Origin of the sequence: Pseudomonas trivialis (genome assembly GCF_036864995.1) — a bacterium.
GTDB lineage: Bacteria > Pseudomonadota > Gammaproteobacteria > Pseudomonadales > Pseudomonadaceae > Aquipseudomonas > Aquipseudomonas trivialis.
Genome location: NZ_CP142151.1, coordinates 1,606,308 through 1,621,560, shown reverse-complemented (window position 1 = coordinate 1,621,560; position 15,253 = coordinate 1,606,308). Strand labels below are relative to the sequence as shown.

Here is a 15,253-nt window from a genome sequence, read left to right as displayed (position 1 = left end):
TCGTCAGCCTCGATGACGCGCGAGAAAGTCCAGCAGCACCGGAAAATACGCCTCGGGTTCTTCGTAGAACGGCATATGGCTGCTGTTGGGGAACACATGCAACTCGGCGTGCCGGGCTGCCAGTTTCATGCGCAGTGCGCAGGCCGGCGTGAGTTCGTCGTGCTGGCCGGTGGTGATCAGGATCGGCATGCTGAAGGCGGCCATCTCCTCAAGGCGGTTCCAGTCCTTGAGGTTGCCGATATAGAGGAATTCGTTGGGGCCCTGCATGGTTTCGTAAGGCCCCATGTTCCAGTCGCCAAGGGAGCGTTTGACCGGTTCTGGCCACTCGTCCAGGCGGCACACATGGCGATAGTTGAGCAAGGTGATTGCGGCCTGGTACTGCGGGTGGTCGAGGGTGCCCATGGCTTCGTGGCGCTGCATCATCGCCACGGTCTCGCTGCCGAGGGCGCCGCGCAGGCGTTGCAGCTCCTGGGACAGGTGCGGGATGTCGCCGACGGTATTTTCCAGGATCAGGCTTTTCAGCGCGTGCGGGTAATGAATGGCGTATTCGATGCCGAGCCAGCCGCCCCAGGAATGGCCGAGCATATGCACGCGGCCCAGGCCCAGGGTGTGGCGTACGGTTTCGACTTCCTCGACATAACGGCCGATTTCCCACAAGGAGACGTCGGTGGGTCTGGCAGAAGCGCCCGTGCCAAGCTGGTCGAATGCAACCACTCGCAGGTTATGGTCCTTGAGCCAGCCATGGGCGTCGCGCAAGTAGTCACACGGCAGGCCCGGGCCGCCGTTGAGGCACAGCAACACCTCATCGCCTTCGCCGAAGCTGTAGACCACGAGGTTGTGGCCGTCGACTTGCACGTTGAACTGCTGGTCGGGGGCAATTTCACGCCACATGCGTACATTCCTTGTGTGGTATCGGCCTGGCTGGCAGTGGCCGCTGATCAGGCCAACACTACCGAGGATGCCGCGTGTCCATAACCTAGTAGTTCTTATAGGTTTGGTCTGGCAGTCCTTCGCCGGGGCGTGGCATTCTACTTGCCGCAAGTCGAGATTCAAATGAATTCGGGAGCAGAACGGATGCTGGCCAAGCTAACTGCCATCAACAATCGTCTGATGCCGGGCAGGAGCCTGGATGAGCAGATGGACAATACGTTTCTGCTTGCCCAGCAGCTGGGGTTCGATGCGCTGGTGTACGACTACACCCCGGTGCCGATCGACCACGACGGCAGCCTGATCACGCCCTCGGTGCTGGAACTGCGCAATACCCCGCCCGACTGGCACGCGTTGTGGTGCAACGAAGGTTTCTACCAGATCGATCCGGTGCAACACCTGGCCCTGCGCACGGTGTCGCCGTTCGTGTGGTCCTACGAGGCCAAGGCCGAAACCGCGCTGCAAACCATCATCGACCCCTGCCACGCCCCGGTGTCCTCCTACCTGCACGACCAGCAACTGACCTGCGGCGTCAGCGTGCCCATCCACTTGCCGCGAGGCGGCTTCGCTTCACTGACCGGCCTGCGCACCGGCAGCGCCGGCGCGGTGCTGCAGGATGCCCGGCACACGCTGCCGGACTTCAGCCTGATTACCCACGCCTTGCAGGAAGCGGCCTACCCGCTGTTCAGCAAAGAGCTGCGCACCTACCCCCATGTACACCTGACCAAACGCGAGCGCGAGTGCCTCAAATGGGCCGCCGAGGGCATGACCGCCGCCGAAATCGCTGCGCAGTTGAGCCGCTCGCTGGCGGTGGTCACCCTGCACCTGGCCTCGGCGATGCACAAGCTGGGGGCCAGGAACCGCGTGCAGGCGGTGGTGCGTGCCAGCCATTACCGTTTGCTGGAAGACTGACCGCTCGGCAAAACCTAGCTGTTTTGCTAGTTACCTGAATCGCCCAAGCCAACTATCGTAGCCCTGATCATTTTTTTCAGAGCAGGGTACGAAATGGAATTCATCGACAAAATCCGCGAAGGCTACGCGGCCTTCGGCGCCTACCAGACCTGGTACCGGGTCACCGGCGACCTGAGCACCGGGCGTACGCCGCTGGTCATCATTCATGGCGGTCCCGGCTGCACCCATGATTACGTCGACGCGTTCAAGGACGTCGCCGCCAGCGGCCACGCGGTGATCCACTACGATCAACTGGGAAATGGCCGCTCCACCCACCTGCCCGACAAGCCCCCTCCTTCTGGACCGTCAGCCTGTTCCTCGATGAGTTGAACAACCTGCTGGACCACCTGCAAATCAGCAATGACTACGCAATCCTCGGGCAATCCTGGGGCGGCATGCTCGGCAGCGAGCACGCCATTGCGCAACCCAAGGGCCTGCGCGCCTTCATCCCGGCCAACTCGCCCACCTGCATGCGCACCTGGGTCAGCGAAGCCAACCGCCTGCGCAAACTGTTGCCCGAAGGCGTCGATGAAACCCTGCTCAAGCACGAAGCAGCCGGCACCTACCAGGACCCGGAATACCTCGCCGCCTCGCGAGTTTTCTATGACCAGCACGTGTGCCGGGTCAACCCGTGGCCCGAAGAAGTGGCGCGCACCTTCGCCCAGGTCGACGCCGACCCGACGGTGTACCACGCCATGAGCGGCCCGACCGAGTTCCATGTGATCGGCAGCTTGAAGGACTGGAACGTGATCGGCCGGCTCTCGGCGATCAACGTGCCGACGCTGGTGATCTCCGGGCGGCACGATGAGGCCACGCCGCTGGTAGTCAAGCCGTTTCTGGATGAGATCACCGATGTACGCTGGGCACTGTTTGAAGACTCCAGCCACATGCCCCATGTGGAAGAACGCCAGGCGTGCATGGGCACGGTGGTGAAGTTTCTGGATGAGGTATGTTCGGTACGGCACGGTGAACTCAAGGCCGGCTGAACAGGCGGTGCGAGGGGGGTGACAATCCCCCTCTCGCATTCATACCTCAGTGATTTCAGGTTTCGCTGTTTTCCCTGGAATGTCGGCCAACAACGGAACCTCCTTCCCCTCGGCATCGAACAGTTTGCCGCCGCGGAAATAATCGCCATCACGCAACGCCGCCACATCGTGAAAACACAGCCTGCGCTCGGTGCCGACCACGAACACAGACTGCTGGTCCGAGTTGCCGACGGTGAAGTGATTGAATGCCAGGTTCAGCACAATCGCCATGATCGCCGACGAACTTATCCCTGAATGAAAAATGGTCGCGAACCAGCCGGGGAACTGGTCATAGAAGCTCGGCGCGGCAATCGGAATCATGCCAAAACCGATGGACGTGGCGACGATGATCAGGTTCATGTTGTTGCGGTAATCCACCTTCGACAGCGTGCGAATACCGCTGGCCGCCACGGTGCCGAACAACACGATGCCCGCGCCGCCCAGCACCGACGTGGGCACGGCCGCAATCACCCGGCCCATGAACGGCAGCAGGCCGAGGATCACCAGGAACGCCCCGCCCGTCGCCACCACAAAGCGGCTCTTCACCCCGGTAACGGCCACCAGACCCACGTTCTGGGCGAACGCGCTTTGGGTGAACGAGCCGAAGATCGGCGCGAACAGGCTCGACAGCATATCGGCACGCAGGCCATTGCCCAGGCGTTTGGAGTCGACCCGGGTGTCGATGATCTCACCCACCGCGAGGATGTCCGCCGAGGTTTCCACCAGCGTCACCATCACCACGATGCACATGGAAAGGATCGCGGCCACCTGAAAGGTGGGCATGCCGAAGTGCAAGGGCGCGGGAAAACCGAACATCGGCCCCTGGGTCACGCCGGAAAAATCCGCCATGCCGAGCACCACCGCAATCACGGTGCCGATCACCATCGCCAACAGGATCGACAACCGTGAGATGGCCGCGCTGCCGATCTTGCTCAGCAACAGCACCAGTACCAGCGTCAGCGCAGCCAGGCCGATATTCGGCACGCTGCCGAAGTCTGCCGACTGGCTGTTGCCGCCCATGGCCCAGCGCGCGGCCACGGGCATCAGGGTCAGGCCGATGGTGGTGATCACGATACCGGTCACCAGCGGCGGAAAAAAACGGGTGATCCGCGAGAACACCGGGGTGATCAACAAGCCGATAAGCGACGCGGCCATCACCGCCCCGAGAACCGCCGGCAGCCCCGCCGCGCCGTCGTTGCCGATAATCGCCACCATGGTTGCCACGCCCGCGAACGACACGCCCTGCACCAGTGGCAACTGGCAGCCGAAAAACGGCACGCCAAGGGTCTGCAACAGGGTCGCCAGGCCACCGGCAAACAGCGATGCGGCGATCAGCAGGCCGATCTCCGCCGGCGCCAACCCGGCCGCCTGGCCAACGATCAGCGGCACGGCAACGATGCCGCCGTACATGGTCAGCACATGCTGCAGGCCGTACGCCAGGTTGGCGGCGACGCCCAGATTCTCATCTTCTGGCCGCTGCGGTGATGCCTTCGGGATAGTCATGGTGAGAGGGTCTCTGTTTTTGTTGTGAGACCACTGTATGCAATGTGAAGACTATATGTCCATAGAGTTGTATACAATCAACCGGACATGTCACTCGCCAGCGTGCCGCACTCAGCTCTCGGCCGCGCCAGCCAATAACCCAACACCGCCACCGGCGCGGTTGCCAGCATCACGCTCACGGTGATCATCAGCGGCTGGTCGAGCAGCGACGACACCAGCAGGCTGCCGAAAAAACACAGGCCCAGTTGCAACGTGTTTTGCAGCGCCGCCGCCTTGCCGGAGTTTTCCGCGAACGGCATCAGCGCGTTCGCCACCACGATGGGGTAGCTCGCACCGTTGACCAACGCCATGAGGCAAAAGGGAATCAGCAAGGTGGTAAGGGTCGGCACGGTAAAGGTGGCGACCAGGTACAGCGCCACCATGCTGATGCAATACGCCACCAGCAGCCACGGCAGCAGCGCCTTGCCCTCCAAGCGTTGCAGCGCACTGCGGCAACTGTAGCCGCCCATCAGGAAGGCCAGCGTCGGCACTACATAGCTCAGGCCAATATCGCTGGGGCTGTAGCCCATGCCCCCGAGGATGAACGGCGAAGCGGTGAGCCAGGCGAAGAAGCTTGCGGAGCATGCGGCAAAGATCATCACATTGCCGGTGAACACTCGCGAGGCGAGCAACTGGGCGTAGCCGATGCGTGCTGCCGGTTTGTCTGCAGGGCGTTTCGGCGGGCTGCGCAGGAACAGGGTGGGCAGCAACAACAACAGCGACACCCCGAGCAATACCGCGAAAATCGCCTGCCAGCCAAAATGGTTCAACACCATCGCCCCCAGCAGCGGCGCCAAGGCCGGCGACAACGACATCAGCGGCATGATGCTGGCGAACACGCGATGGGCCTTGTCGGCCGGGTAGCGGTCGATCACCAGCGCTTGCCAGCTCACGGCGGCGGCACACACGCCAATGGCCTGGATGAAACGCAAGGCCAGCAACTGCGGCGCGGTCTCGACCCAGAACATCCCGGCACAACCCAGCACGAACAGGCTCAGGCCTGTCAGCAGGATCGGCTTGCGCCCGAGGCGGTCCGACAGCGGGCCCCAGAGCAACTGGCCCACGGCAAACCCTGCGAGGAAAACACTCAGGCTGGCGCCCACTGCGCCCGCGCCGATCTGCAACTGCTCGCCCATGGCGCCGAACGCCGGCAAGTACATGTCCATGGCGAGATAACCGAGCATGCTCAGCCCCGCCAGATACCCGATAAAACCAAACGAATTTTTCATTGAAGCCTTTCAACCTTGCCATCAAACTATTTGCTGACTGGCGCCCATTATGAAGCTGACAGATCCTGTGTGAAGCGAGAATAATTGGACACTCCTATCAACTATTTTGAAGGCAGCCGCATATGTGGTCCGAATATTCCCTGGATGTGGTGGATGCCGTGGCGCGTCATGGCAGCTTCAGCGCCGCCGCCCAGGAGCTGCACCGAGTGCCGTCTGCCATCAGCTACACCGTGCGGCAGCTCGAAGAATGGCTGGCGGTGCCGCTGTTCATCCGCCGCCACCGGGATGTGGAATTGACGCCCGCCGGCCGTCTGTTTATTGATGAAGCCCGTGGCGTGATGAAAAAAATGCTCGGCACCCGGCGCTTGTGCCAGCAGGTGGCCAATGGCTGGAGCGGTCAGTTGAAGGTAGCGGTGGATTCCATCGTCAAACCGCAGCGCTGTCGGCAACTGGTGCTGGATTTCTACCGGCAGTTTCCCGAGGTCGAGTTGTTGCTGGAATACGAGGTGTACAACGGCGTGTGGGATGCCCTCACCGATGAACGCACCGACATCGTGATCGGCGCCACCAGTGCGGTGCCGGTGGCCAGCCATTTCACCTTTCGTGACATGGGCCTTATGAACTGGCTGTGCGTGGTCAGCGCCAGGCATCCGTTGGCGGCAGTGGACGGCTTGCTCAGCGACGATCAACTGCGCCCGTTCGCCTCGCTGTGCATGACCGATACCTCCCGCAACCTGCCCAAGCGCGACACCTGGACCCTGAACAATCAACGGCGGCTGGTGGTGCCCAACTGGTCCTCGGCCATCGACTGCCTGCGCGACGGTCTATGCGTCGGCATGGCACCGGCGCATCAGGTGTTGCCGTGGATCGAGCGTGGCGAGTTGATGGCGCTGCAACTGCACCGCCCCTTCCCCGCGAGCCCCTCGTGCGTGGCCTGGGCGCAAAACAGACTGTCGCCGGCCATGGCGTGGTTGCTGGAGTATCTGGGAGACACCGAGACGCTGAACCAGGAGTGGCTCAATGGCGCTGACCTTTAAAGCCCCCTCCCACAGTGAGACTGCATTTTTTCAGTTCAGCAGTCGGGTGATGGCCCGCACGATCATTTCCACTTCCTTGCCGTCCAGGGTCAACGGAGGCAACAGACGGATGATCTTGCCCCGGGTCACGTTGATCAGCAGTCCATGTTCATGGGCGGCGCGTCGGGCCAGGTCACGATAGGGAATGGCCAGTTCGATACCAATCATCAAGCCTTTACCGCGAATCGCTACCACCTGCGCGCACTCGTCCAGCTCCATGCGCAACCGCGCCAGCAGGTGCCCGCCCTGGCGCGCCGCGTTGTGCAACAGACCTTGTTCTTCGATGATGTCCAGCACCGTGCAACCCACACGGCACGCCAGCGGGTTGCCACCAAAGGTGCTGCCGTGACTGCCCGGCGTGAACAATTGAGCGACCGAGGCCTTGGCCAGGCAGGCGCCGATGGGCACGCCGTTGCCTAGGCCTTTGGCCAGGGTCATCACGTCCGGCACGATGCCTTCATGCTCAAAGGCAAACCAGGTGCCGGTGCGGCCGATGCCGGTCTGGATCTCGTCGAGCATCATCAGCCAGCCGTGGCGTGTGCAATGGTCGCGCAGGGTTTTCAGATAGCCCGGCGGCGCTATCAGCACGCCACTTTCGCCCTGGATCGGTTCCAGCAAAACCGCCGCGATGCGCGTGCCCCATTGCGCGGTGATCGCGTCCAGGGCGTGCAGATCACCAAAGCCGACCTTGATGAAATCTCCCGGCAGACGCTGAAACCCCAAGCGCACCGAAGGCCCGTCACTGGCCGCCATGGTGCCGAGAGTGCGGCCGTGAAAGGCGTTTTCCATCACCACCACCAACGGCTGCTCAATGCCCTTTTTCCAGCCATGCAAGCGGGCAAGCTTGAGTGCCGTCTCGTTGGCCTCGGCACCGGAGTTGTTGAAAAACGCCCGGTCCAAACCGGACAACTGCGTCAGCCGCAGGGCCAACCGCTGTTGCCAGTCGATGCTGTAGAGGTTGGAGGTGTGCAACAGCAGGCCGGCCTGTTCGCTGATGGCGCTCACCAGTTTGGGATGGGAGTGCCCGACGTTGGTCACCGCAACGCCCGCCACTGCGTCCAGGTACTCAAGCCCCTGCTGATCCCACAGGCGTGTGCCAAGGCCACGAGTGAAGCTCAGGGCCAGGGGTTGATAAGTGCTCATCAGGCAGGCGGCGGTCATGGTGGCGGGTCCAGTGTCTTGTTGGGGTGACTTGAAGTATCGTTAGCCACGTCAGCTGGATAAACTCCGCTTTCGTGCAATGACTTTAAAGCAGGGCTTGATAATGGATTTGTTCCAGGCAATGTCGGTGTACGTGAAGGTGGTCGAAAGCGGCAGCATGACCGCCGCCGCCCAGGCGTGCGGCCTGTCGACCACCATGGTCGGCAACCACCTGCGCGCGCTGGAACAGCGCCTGGGCGTGAGCCTGCTCAAGCGCACCACGCGCAAGCAAAGCCTCACGGAGTTCGGCGGCCAGTATTACCAGCGCTGCCTGGAAGTGCTGGGGCTGGTGGCCGACTCCGAGCACCTGGCCGAACAGGCCCACAGCGAGATTCCCAAGGGCACCTTGCGCATCACCGCACCGCCGGCCTTTGGCACCGAGCGCCTCGCGCCGGCGCTGAGTGAGTTCTCCCGCCGCTACCCGCTGATCAAGCTGTATGTGGTGCTCAGCAACGAGCGTATGGACCTGATCGACAGCGGCTTCGACGTCGCCATCCGCCTGGGTGAACTGGAAACACCCGGCCTCATCGCTCGCCCATTGCAGGACTACACCATCACCCTGTGCGCGTCACCGGATTACCTGGCACGCCAGGGCACCCCGCAGACACCCGAAGACCTGCGGCAACACGACTGCCTCGCCTTCGCCTACCCCGCCGCTGACGATTGGCGCAACGCCGACAAACTCTGGCGCATGACCGGCGCCGAAGGGGAAATCGAGGTCGAGGTGTCCGGCTCACTGACCCTCAACAGTTCACAAGGCCTGCGTCAGGCAGCCGTACACGGCATGGGGATCGTCATGTTGCCCGATGCGCTGGTGCGGCCGGACCTGGAAGCCGGCAAGCTGGTGGCCTTGCTGCCCACCTACCAACTGCCCAGCCGCCCCATGCACCTGGTGTATCGCCAGGACCGCTACCGTTTGCCGAAGCTGCGCGCGTTCGTCGACTTCGTGATGGAACAGTTCGCGCGCTAAAAGCCCACACCCAACCCACGCAACTGCGCGGCAGTGCGCTCGGCTGACAGATGATGAATGCCCTGCCAGCCCAGAGCGATGGCGGCCTCGACATTGCCGGCCACATCATCGATAAACACCACTTCTCCCGCCTGGATATCCGGCAGGTGGGCGCGCACCTGTCCGAGGCTGGCGTGATAGATCGCGGGATCGGGCTTGATCAGCTTCAACTCGCCGGACACGACGATATCGCGCAGGCACTGCAGGAACGGGTAGTTGGTGCGGGCGTAGGGGAAGGTTTCAGCGGACCAGTTGGTAAGCCCGAACAGCGGCATATTGACGGCGTGCAAGGCCTTGAGAATCGCCACGCCTTCGGGTAATGGGCCACGCAGCATTTCAGGCCAGCGGTCGTAGTAGGCGCGGATCAGGGTGTCGTGGTGCGGGTATTGATCAATCAGCGTGCGGGTGGCCTCGGCCAGGGGGCGGCCGGCATCCTGCTCGGTGTTCCAGGCCTGGGTGCAGATGTTGTCCAGGAACCACTGGCGTTCATGGTCGTCGGCAATCAGCTTGCGGTACAGGTGCAGCGGGCTCCAGTCGAACAGGACACCGCCGAAATCGAAAACTACTGCACGAATCGTCATCAGATCCTCCGTTGGCATGGCGTGATAGCCGAAGGAGTCTGGCAGAGTTTGTCAGGCGGGAGCTGCGCGTCAGCACGTAGGAAGCTTCTGAGAAACACACAAAGCAAATGTGGGAGGGGGCTTGCTCCTCCCACATTCTTTAAACCGCGTCTCAGGCCTGGATCAAACCATTGATCTTCACGGTCGGGTTCACGTCGGCATCGTAGTCCACGCCGTCGACCTCAAAACCGAACAAGCGCAGGAACTCAGCCTTGTAGCCGGCGAAATCGCTGATCTCGTTGACGTTGTCGTCGGTCACCTGGTTCCACAATGCGGCCACAGCGTCCTGGACCTTCGGCTCCAGCTCGGCCAGGTCGGCGCGCAGACGGCCATCGGCATCCAGCTTGGGCTCGCTGCCGTACAGGCTGTCCTTGAACAGGCCATAAACCTGCTCGATGCAGCCTTCGTGGGTGCCTTGCTCCTTCATCACCTTGAACAGCAGCGACAGGTACAGCGGCATGATCGGGATCGCCGAGCTGGCCTGGGTGACCACGGCCTTAAGCACCGACACACGGGCATCGCCCTTGAGCGCCGCGAGGTTGTCGCGCAGGGTCAGGACTTTTTTATCCAGGTCTTTCTTGGCTTCACCGATGGAACCGTTCCAGTAGATGTCCTGGGTCAGCTTTTCGCCGAGGTAGGTGAACGCTGTGGTCTTGGCGCCTTCGGCCAGTACGTCGGCGTCGCGCAGGGCGTCGATCCACAACTGCCAGTCTTCGCCGCCCATGACTTTCACAGTACCGTCGATTTCTTCCTGGGTGGCCGGTTCAAGCGTGGTGTCGACCACGACGCCCTTGTCGGTGTTGATGCCGCGCAGGGTCACGGCCTTGCCAATCGGTTTGAGGGTGGAGGTGTGCACCACGCCCTGCGGGTCGGTACGGCGCGGCGCGGCCAGGCTGTAGACCACGAGGTCGATCTTGCCCAGGTCTTTCCTGATGGTGTCGATGGTCAGGCGCTTGATCTCGTCGGAGAACGCGTCGCCGTTGATGCTCTTGGCGTACAGGCCTTTCTCGACGGCAAACTTCTCGAACGCCGCGCTGTTGTACCAGCCGGCGGAACTGAGTTTGCCCTCTTCGCCTTCCTTCTCAAAAAACACGCCCAGCGTGTCGGCGCCACAGCCAAACGCAGCACTGATGCGCGCGGCCAGGCCGTAGCCAGTGGAAGCGCCGAGTACCAGCACCTTTTTGGGGCCGCCCTCGATAACGCCATGTTGAGTCACGTAGTCGATCTGCTCTTTGACATTCGCTTCACAGCCAACAGGGTGAGCGGTCACACAGATGAAGCCACGAACCCGCGGTTTGATGATCATAAAAATTCTGCCTCTTCCAAGGTGCCGAAGGCCAATGGTGGCCATTCAACTTAATCGTACCGGTCTATGACGCCCAAAAAACCGAAGCGTCACGATAGTCGCAAATCTTCCGTTTACAAAATCCAATCCGCACAGTCTGCCAAGTGCGGCTAGGGTTAAAAACTGAACGCAGTCTTCACAATTTCCCACTACTTAAAACGCCCGCTGACGGTAGAACGCCTTTATCATGAACGGATTGTTTCAATATGTTTCAAAACCCACCACTCGCAGCCATGGATCCGGACCTGTCGAATGGCGTCCAGCTGGAGCTGAGTTTGATGAGCAAGTCCGTTTTACGTAAAAGAGCAGTGTCGCTCGCCTGGGTAGCGGGCGTCCTGCTTATCATTGGTCTATTCCCCCTGACCTCGGCGGTGTTCCTTGGGCTGGTGCTGGTGTGCGGTGTGTACGACTTCCTGCGCAACGGCCTGTACGACCGCGACACCATCAAGAAATATTTCATCGGAAACGGACGCAACACCTGGGTGCTGGCACCGTTCAACACCCTGCTCGACCTGCTGAGCCGCCGTAATCGCCATGTTTATACGATGCATGACCTGCCGCCGACCTGGCGCGAGGACCTGCAACAGGTGATCGACGACGCCATGGCCCACAAGGATGAAATCATCGGCTACCTGGATACGCGCATGGCCGAGAAAAAGCGCGGCATGCTGTTTTTCCAGTGGTACGGCCGTCCGATCGAAACCACGTTGGATATTCCGCAACTGCGCAAGAAGCTGCCGTTCGTGAAAACCATCGGCGTATCTGTGTTCAACGAAAACCGCTCCACTTCGTTTCACTTCGGCCCGCTGCGCATGATGTTTCGCGTGCTCTACAACATGGCGCCGGCACCGCACCACGAAGGCGTGTACATCCAGGTCGGCAAACACAAACACTACTGGCACGACGACCCGCTGTTTATTTTCGATGACACGCTGATGCACGCCTCCTTCAACAAGAACGACGCGAAGCGTTACTGCCTGTTTATCGACATCGTGCGGCCAACGATGCTGCCCTCGGTGCTGAACGCCGTGATCGCCGGTTTTGCCGGCCTGGTCTTTACCCTGCGTCGGGTTTTCTACAAAAACTGGAAGCTGATTCAGTAGGTTCTGCGGCATGATGGGGGTGGACGGTATTTGCGCTCGGCCTTGCGCCTGAGGTAAATATTCGGCTCGCGCGCCGTCAACGGCGCCCACTCTTCTCAAGCCAACGCATCCCAAAAAGTGCGGTGGCTGTGCTTTCAAGGAATCAGAATGCCCCAACGTCACGTCATCAACGCCTCCGTCAGCCCCAAGGGCAGCCTCGAAACCCTCTCCCAACGCGAAGTCCAGCAACTGAGCGCCGCCGGCACCGGCAGCATCTACACCCTGTTTCGCCAGTGCGCCTTGGCCATCCTCAACACCGGCGCGCACATCGACAACGCCAAGACCATCCTCGACGCCTACAAAGATTTTGAAGTGCGTATCCATCAGCAGGACCGCGGCGTGCGCCTCGAACTGGTGAACGCGCCGGCGGATGCATTCGTCGACGGCGAAATGATCGCCAGCACCCGAGAGATGCTGTTCAGCGCCCTGCGCGATATCGTCTACACCGAGAACGAACTCGGCAGCCAGCGCATCGACCTGAGCGACTCACAGGGCATCACCGACTACGTGTTCCACCTGCTGCGCAACGCCCGTACGCTGCGCCCAGGCGTCGAGCCGAAAATCGTGGTGTGCTGGGGCGGGCACTCGATCAATACCGAAGAATACAAATACACCAAGAAAGTCGGCCACGAACTGGGCCTGCGCAGCCTGGACGTGTGCACCGGCTGCGGCCCCGGCGTGATGAAAGGGCCAATGAAAGGCGCGACCATTTCCCACGCCAAACAACGCATCACTGGCGGGCGTTACCTGGGCTTGACGGAGCCTGGCATCATCGCCGCCGAGGCACCGAACCCCATCGTCAACGAACTGGTGATTCTGCCGGACATCGAAAAGCGCCTGGAAGCCTTCGTGCGCGTGGGCCACGGCATCATCATCTTTCCGGGCGGCGCGGGCACGGCCGAAGAGTTCCTGTACCTGCTGGGCATCCTGATGCACCCGGACAACCGCGACGTACCGTTCCCGGTAGTGCTTACCGGGCCGAAACACGCAGCGCCTTATCTGGAACAACTGCATGCATTCGTCGGTGCCACCCTGGGTGAAGCGGCGCAACAGCATTACCAGATCATCATCGACGATCCGGCCGAAGTGGCGCGCCAGATGACCGCCGGCCTCAAGGCGGTGAAGCAGTTCCGCCGCGAGCGCAACGATGCGTTTCACTTCAACTGGCTACTCAAGATTGATGAGGGCTTCCAGCGTCCGTTCGATCCCACCCACGAAAACATGGCCAGCCTGCAGTTGAGTCATGCGCTGGCACCCCATGAGTTGGCGGCCAACCTGCGTCGTGCGTTCTCGGGAATCGTGGCAGGCAACGTGAAGGACAAGGGCATTCGCCTGATCGAGGAAAACGGCCCTTACGAAATTCATGGCGACCCGGCGATCATGAAACCACTGGATGAGCTGTTGAAGGCATTCGTGGCCCAGCACCGGATGAAACTTCCGGGCGGCGCAGCGTATGTGCCGTGTTATCGCGTGGTGCAATAAGCCTGGGTTGGCGGCTGGTCATAGTTTGTAGCGCTTTGGGGCACGGGCAAGCGTGTGAAGATCACGAGTTCGGACTAGGGTTTTCCTATTCCAACTCACTTCTGCGAGCAACCTATGGACCAACGGATCTTGTCCTTCAGCACTCCTTACTCTAGGGTAAGGGGCATTATGTTGGAGGTATTAACCATGGCAACCGCCACACTTACTTCGAAAGGGCAAATCACTATTCCTGTCCAAGTCAGAATGGCCCTGGGCCTGGAAACAGGCGACCGGGTGGAGTTCGTCGAGATGGAAGACGGCAAGTTTTCCATGATTGCCGCTAGCAAAACCGTCAAGGATCTCAAGGGGCTGATCAACACGCCTGCCAGGGCCGTGTCCATCGATGACATGAACCAGGCCATCGCGGCCCGGGGAGCAAAAGCACGATGATCGGCCTGGATACCAATGTGCTGGTGCGCTACGTCACTCAGGACGATGCGGTACAGTCGGCCAAGGCATCGCACCTGGTCGAATCGCTCACTGCCGCATCGCCGGGTTTTGTTAGCGTGGTGTCCATCGTGGAATTGGTGTGGGTCCTGCAGTCCTGCTACCAATCGGCCAAGGCCGATGTGGTGCTGGTGCTGGAAACCCTGCTGCACACCCGCGAACTGACCATCGAACACGCCGATATCGTCTGGAAGGCACTGCGCAAGTTCATCGCCAGCAAGGCCGACTTTGCGGACTGCCTGATCGAGCGCTGCGCCCACGCAGCCGGCTGCGAATACACCGCCACGTTCGACCTCGAAGCCGCCAAAACGACGGGCATGAAGCGCCTGGGCTGAGCCGCGTCGTTGCAGCTGACGGTGAGCTTTGGTAAAAAATCGACTGGCCCTTGATCAAGAGAACACCTGACGTGCGCACACTTCTGCTCACAGCCTTGACCCTACTGCCTGCACTCGCGCTGGGGGGTGCCATCGTCTGGCCCGACCTGCCGCAGAGCTGCTTCGTCAGCGGACGCTCGGCCACCAGCGAGGATGTGGACAGCGGATGCGCGGCGTTCCTGATCAACGTGAAAGGCAAGGCGGCAGGTACGCCCATAGCGCTGAAAATCCCGCAGTACGCGATGCATGTGGACGAAGCATCGGGCAAGGAAACGCCGGTGATCATCATCCAGGCGGAGGAAAACGGTGACGTTAAGGCGGTGGGATATCGGGAGCTGGGCACCGATCAACTCGGTGCGGCACTGCTGCGAGAGGTTCGGCTCCTGGGTACCCGGAAGCCGATTTAACCAGGCTCAGCGCACCCAGCCACCCACCTGCCAGTGGAAACCATCGCTGTGCTGCACCCAGTGCGGATGCACATAACGATAACCTTCGCGAACCGGCTCCCAGTGGCCGTGCACCGCGACATACCGCCCGCCCGTCCAGCGCCAGTAACCACGCGACCATACATAGCCATAACGTGGCGCCGGCTCGACCTCGATCACCTGCACCGGCGGCGGCTGTGGCGCGACCACTTCCACGTAATCACGCTGCATTGGAACGCGCTCATGCACCACACGCTCCTGTACACATCCAGACGCCGCGACGACCACTGCCGCCAATGCCGCATAACGTAACAACATACGAAACCCTCGGGCGCTTACACCCTGCAATGGTAAAAATCCCCCCTTGCTGCAACCACGCTCCTGCATGGCCCTGGGTATTTTTTAACAGGATGTGTCTGT

15 protein-coding genes and 1 pseudogene are annotated in these 15,253 nt (G+C 61.2%); 9 read left to right on the top strand and 7 right to left on the bottom strand.

Annotated elements, in window-relative coordinates; genetic code table 11:
- Nucleotides 1-3: 3 nt before the first annotated feature.
- Nucleotides 4-891: a proline iminopeptidase-family hydrolase gene (locus VRB54_RS07235; RefSeq protein ID WP_338480145.1), complete on the bottom strand. Its 888-nt coding sequence runs from the start codon at nt 889-891 to the stop codon at nt 4-6.
- A gap of 183 nt (nt 892-1,074) precedes the next feature.
- Between VRB54_RS07235 and VRB54_RS07230 the strand changes: the two genes are divergently transcribed.
- The gene (locus VRB54_RS07230) at nt 1,075-1,839 is read left to right on the top strand and encodes a LuxR family transcriptional regulator (RefSeq protein ID WP_338480144.1); all 765 of its coding nucleotides are present in this window, start codon (nt 1,075-1,077) and stop codon (nt 1,837-1,839) included.
- Between the two features lie 93 nt (nt 1,840-1,932).
- Nucleotides 1,933-2,864, top strand: a pseudogene (locus VRB54_RS07225) (proline iminopeptidase-family hydrolase).
- A 39-nt stretch (nt 2,865-2,903) separates the two neighbouring features.
- Here VRB54_RS07225 and VRB54_RS07220 read toward each other — a convergent pair.
- Both VRB54_RS07220 and punC read right to left on the bottom strand, forming a co-directional pair.
- Complete coding sequence (locus tag VRB54_RS07220) at nt 2,904-4,406, bottom strand: nucleobase:cation symporter-2 family protein (RefSeq protein ID WP_338480142.1); 1,503 nt, start codon at nt 4,404-4,406, stop codon at nt 2,904-2,906.
- Between the two features lie 77 nt (nt 4,407-4,483).
- On the bottom strand, nt 4,484-5,674 hold the full coding sequence (gene punC, locus VRB54_RS07215) for a purine nucleoside transporter PunC (RefSeq protein WP_338480141.1): 1,191 nt from the start codon (nt 5,672-5,674) through the stop codon (nt 4,484-4,486).
- A gap of 122 nt (nt 5,675-5,796) precedes the next feature.
- Between punC and punR the strand changes: the two genes are divergently transcribed.
- A complete protein-coding gene (gene punR / locus VRB54_RS07210) occupies nt 5,797-6,711 on the top strand; it encodes a DNA-binding transcriptional activator PunR (protein WP_338480140.1) in 915 nt (304 codons plus the stop codon).
- Between the two features lie 30 nt (nt 6,712-6,741).
- Here the strand turns inward: punR and VRB54_RS07205 are convergent, their stop codons facing one another.
- A complete protein-coding gene (locus tag VRB54_RS07205; protein ID WP_338480139.1) occupies nt 6,742-7,911 on the bottom strand; it encodes an aspartate aminotransferase family protein in 1,170 nt (389 codons plus the stop codon).
- Between the two features lie 103 nt (nt 7,912-8,014).
- On the opposite strand from VRB54_RS07205, the gene VRB54_RS07200 reads away from it, so the two are divergent.
- Nucleotides 8,015-8,920: a LysR family transcriptional regulator gene (locus VRB54_RS07200; RefSeq protein ID WP_338480138.1), complete on the top strand. Its 906-nt coding sequence runs from the start codon at nt 8,015-8,017 to the stop codon at nt 8,918-8,920.
- On the opposite strand, the gene VRB54_RS07195 is transcribed toward VRB54_RS07200, so the two are convergent.
- Nucleotides 8,917-9,540, bottom strand: coding sequence for an HAD family phosphatase (locus VRB54_RS07195; RefSeq protein ID WP_338480137.1), 624 nt, complete (start codon nt 9,538-9,540; stop codon nt 8,917-8,919). The genes VRB54_RS07200 and VRB54_RS07195 overlap by 4 nt on opposite strands.
- 151 nt (nt 9,541-9,691) lie before the next feature.
- Nucleotides 9,692-10,885, bottom strand: coding sequence for an enoyl-ACP reductase FabV (gene fabV, locus VRB54_RS07190; protein ID WP_338480136.1), 1,194 nt, complete (start codon nt 10,883-10,885; stop codon nt 9,692-9,694).
- A gap of 317 nt (nt 10,886-11,202) precedes the next feature.
- Here fabV and VRB54_RS07185 point away from each other — a divergent pair, with 317 nt between their 5' ends.
- From VRB54_RS07185 to VRB54_RS07165, 5 genes are all read left to right on the top strand, one after another.
- A complete protein-coding gene (locus VRB54_RS07185) occupies nt 11,203-12,027 on the top strand; it encodes an aspartyl/asparaginyl beta-hydroxylase domain-containing protein (RefSeq protein ID WP_338480135.1) in 825 nt (274 codons plus the stop codon).
- A 147-nt stretch (nt 12,028-12,174) separates the two neighbouring features.
- Nucleotides 12,175-13,548, top strand: coding sequence for a nucleotide 5'-monophosphate nucleosidase PpnN (gene ppnN / locus VRB54_RS07180; RefSeq protein WP_338480134.1), 1,374 nt, complete (start codon nt 12,175-12,177; stop codon nt 13,546-13,548).
- Between the two features lie 114 nt (nt 13,549-13,662).
- Nucleotides 13,663-13,977 carry an AbrB/MazE/SpoVT family DNA-binding domain-containing protein gene (locus tag VRB54_RS07175; RefSeq protein WP_338480133.1) on the top strand — a complete coding sequence of 105 codons (315 nt, stop codon included), beginning with the start codon at nt 13,663-13,665 and terminating at the stop codon, nt 13,975-13,977.
- Nucleotides 13,974-14,369: a type II toxin-antitoxin system VapC family toxin gene (locus tag VRB54_RS07170; RefSeq protein WP_338480132.1), complete on the top strand. Its 396-nt coding sequence runs from the start codon at nt 13,974-13,976 to the stop codon at nt 14,367-14,369. Before VRB54_RS07175 ends, VRB54_RS07170 begins: the two co-directional genes overlap by 4 nt.
- A gap of 71 nt (nt 14,370-14,440) precedes the next feature.
- The gene (locus VRB54_RS07165) at nt 14,441-14,815 is read left to right on the top strand and encodes a hypothetical protein (protein WP_338480131.1); all 375 of its coding nucleotides are present in this window, start codon (nt 14,441-14,443) and stop codon (nt 14,813-14,815) included.
- 6 nt (nt 14,816-14,821) lie between these two features.
- Here VRB54_RS07165 and VRB54_RS07160 read toward each other — a convergent pair whose 3' ends face one another.
- On the bottom strand, nt 14,822-15,151 hold the full coding sequence (locus tag VRB54_RS07160; protein ID WP_057009591.1) for a YXWGXW repeat-containing protein: 330 nt from the start codon (nt 15,149-15,151) through the stop codon (nt 14,822-14,824).
- Between the last annotated feature and the right edge of the window lie 102 nt (nt 15,152-15,253).

Excerpts from the sequence above, each read along its gene's own strand:
- VRB54_RS07235 (WP_338480145.1), bottom strand. The coding sequence starts at position 891 with ATGTGGCGTGAAATTGCCCCCGACCAGCAGTTCAACGTGCAAGTCGAC.
- VRB54_RS07230 (WP_338480144.1), top strand. The coding sequence starts at position 1,075 with ATGCTGGCCAAGCTAACTGCCATCAACAATCGTCTGATGCCGGGCAGG.
- VRB54_RS07220 (WP_338480142.1), bottom strand. The coding sequence starts at position 4,406 with ATGACTATCCCGAAGGCATCACCGCAGCGGCCAGAAGATGAGAATCTG.
- punC (WP_338480141.1), bottom strand. The coding sequence starts at position 5,674 with ATGAAAAATTCGTTTGGTTTTATCGGGTATCTGGCGGGGCTGAGCATG.
- punR (WP_338480140.1), top strand. The coding sequence starts at position 5,797 with ATGTGGTCCGAATATTCCCTGGATGTGGTGGATGCCGTGGCGCGTCAT.
- VRB54_RS07205 (WP_338480139.1), bottom strand. The coding sequence starts at position 7,911 with ATGACCGCCGCCTGCCTGATGAGCACTTATCAACCCCTGGCCCTGAGC.
- VRB54_RS07200 (WP_338480138.1), top strand. The coding sequence starts at position 8,015 with ATGGATTTGTTCCAGGCAATGTCGGTGTACGTGAAGGTGGTCGAAAGC.
- VRB54_RS07195 (WP_338480137.1), bottom strand. The coding sequence starts at position 9,540 with ATGACGATTCGTGCAGTAGTTTTCGATTTCGGCGGTGTCCTGTTCGAC.
- fabV (WP_338480136.1), bottom strand. The coding sequence starts at position 10,885 with ATGATCATCAAACCGCGGGTTCGTGGCTTCATCTGTGTGACCGCTCAC.
- VRB54_RS07185 (WP_338480135.1), top strand. The coding sequence starts at position 11,203 with ATGAGCAAGTCCGTTTTACGTAAAAGAGCAGTGTCGCTCGCCTGGGTA.
- ppnN (WP_338480134.1), top strand. The coding sequence starts at position 12,175 with ATGCCCCAACGTCACGTCATCAACGCCTCCGTCAGCCCCAAGGGCAGC.
- VRB54_RS07175 (WP_338480133.1), top strand. The coding sequence starts at position 13,663 with ATGGACCAACGGATCTTGTCCTTCAGCACTCCTTACTCTAGGGTAAGG.
- VRB54_RS07170 (WP_338480132.1), top strand. The coding sequence starts at position 13,974 with ATGATCGGCCTGGATACCAATGTGCTGGTGCGCTACGTCACTCAGGAC.
- VRB54_RS07160 (WP_057009591.1), bottom strand. The coding sequence starts at position 15,151 with ATGTTGTTACGTTATGCGGCATTGGCGGCAGTGGTCGTCGCGGCGTCT.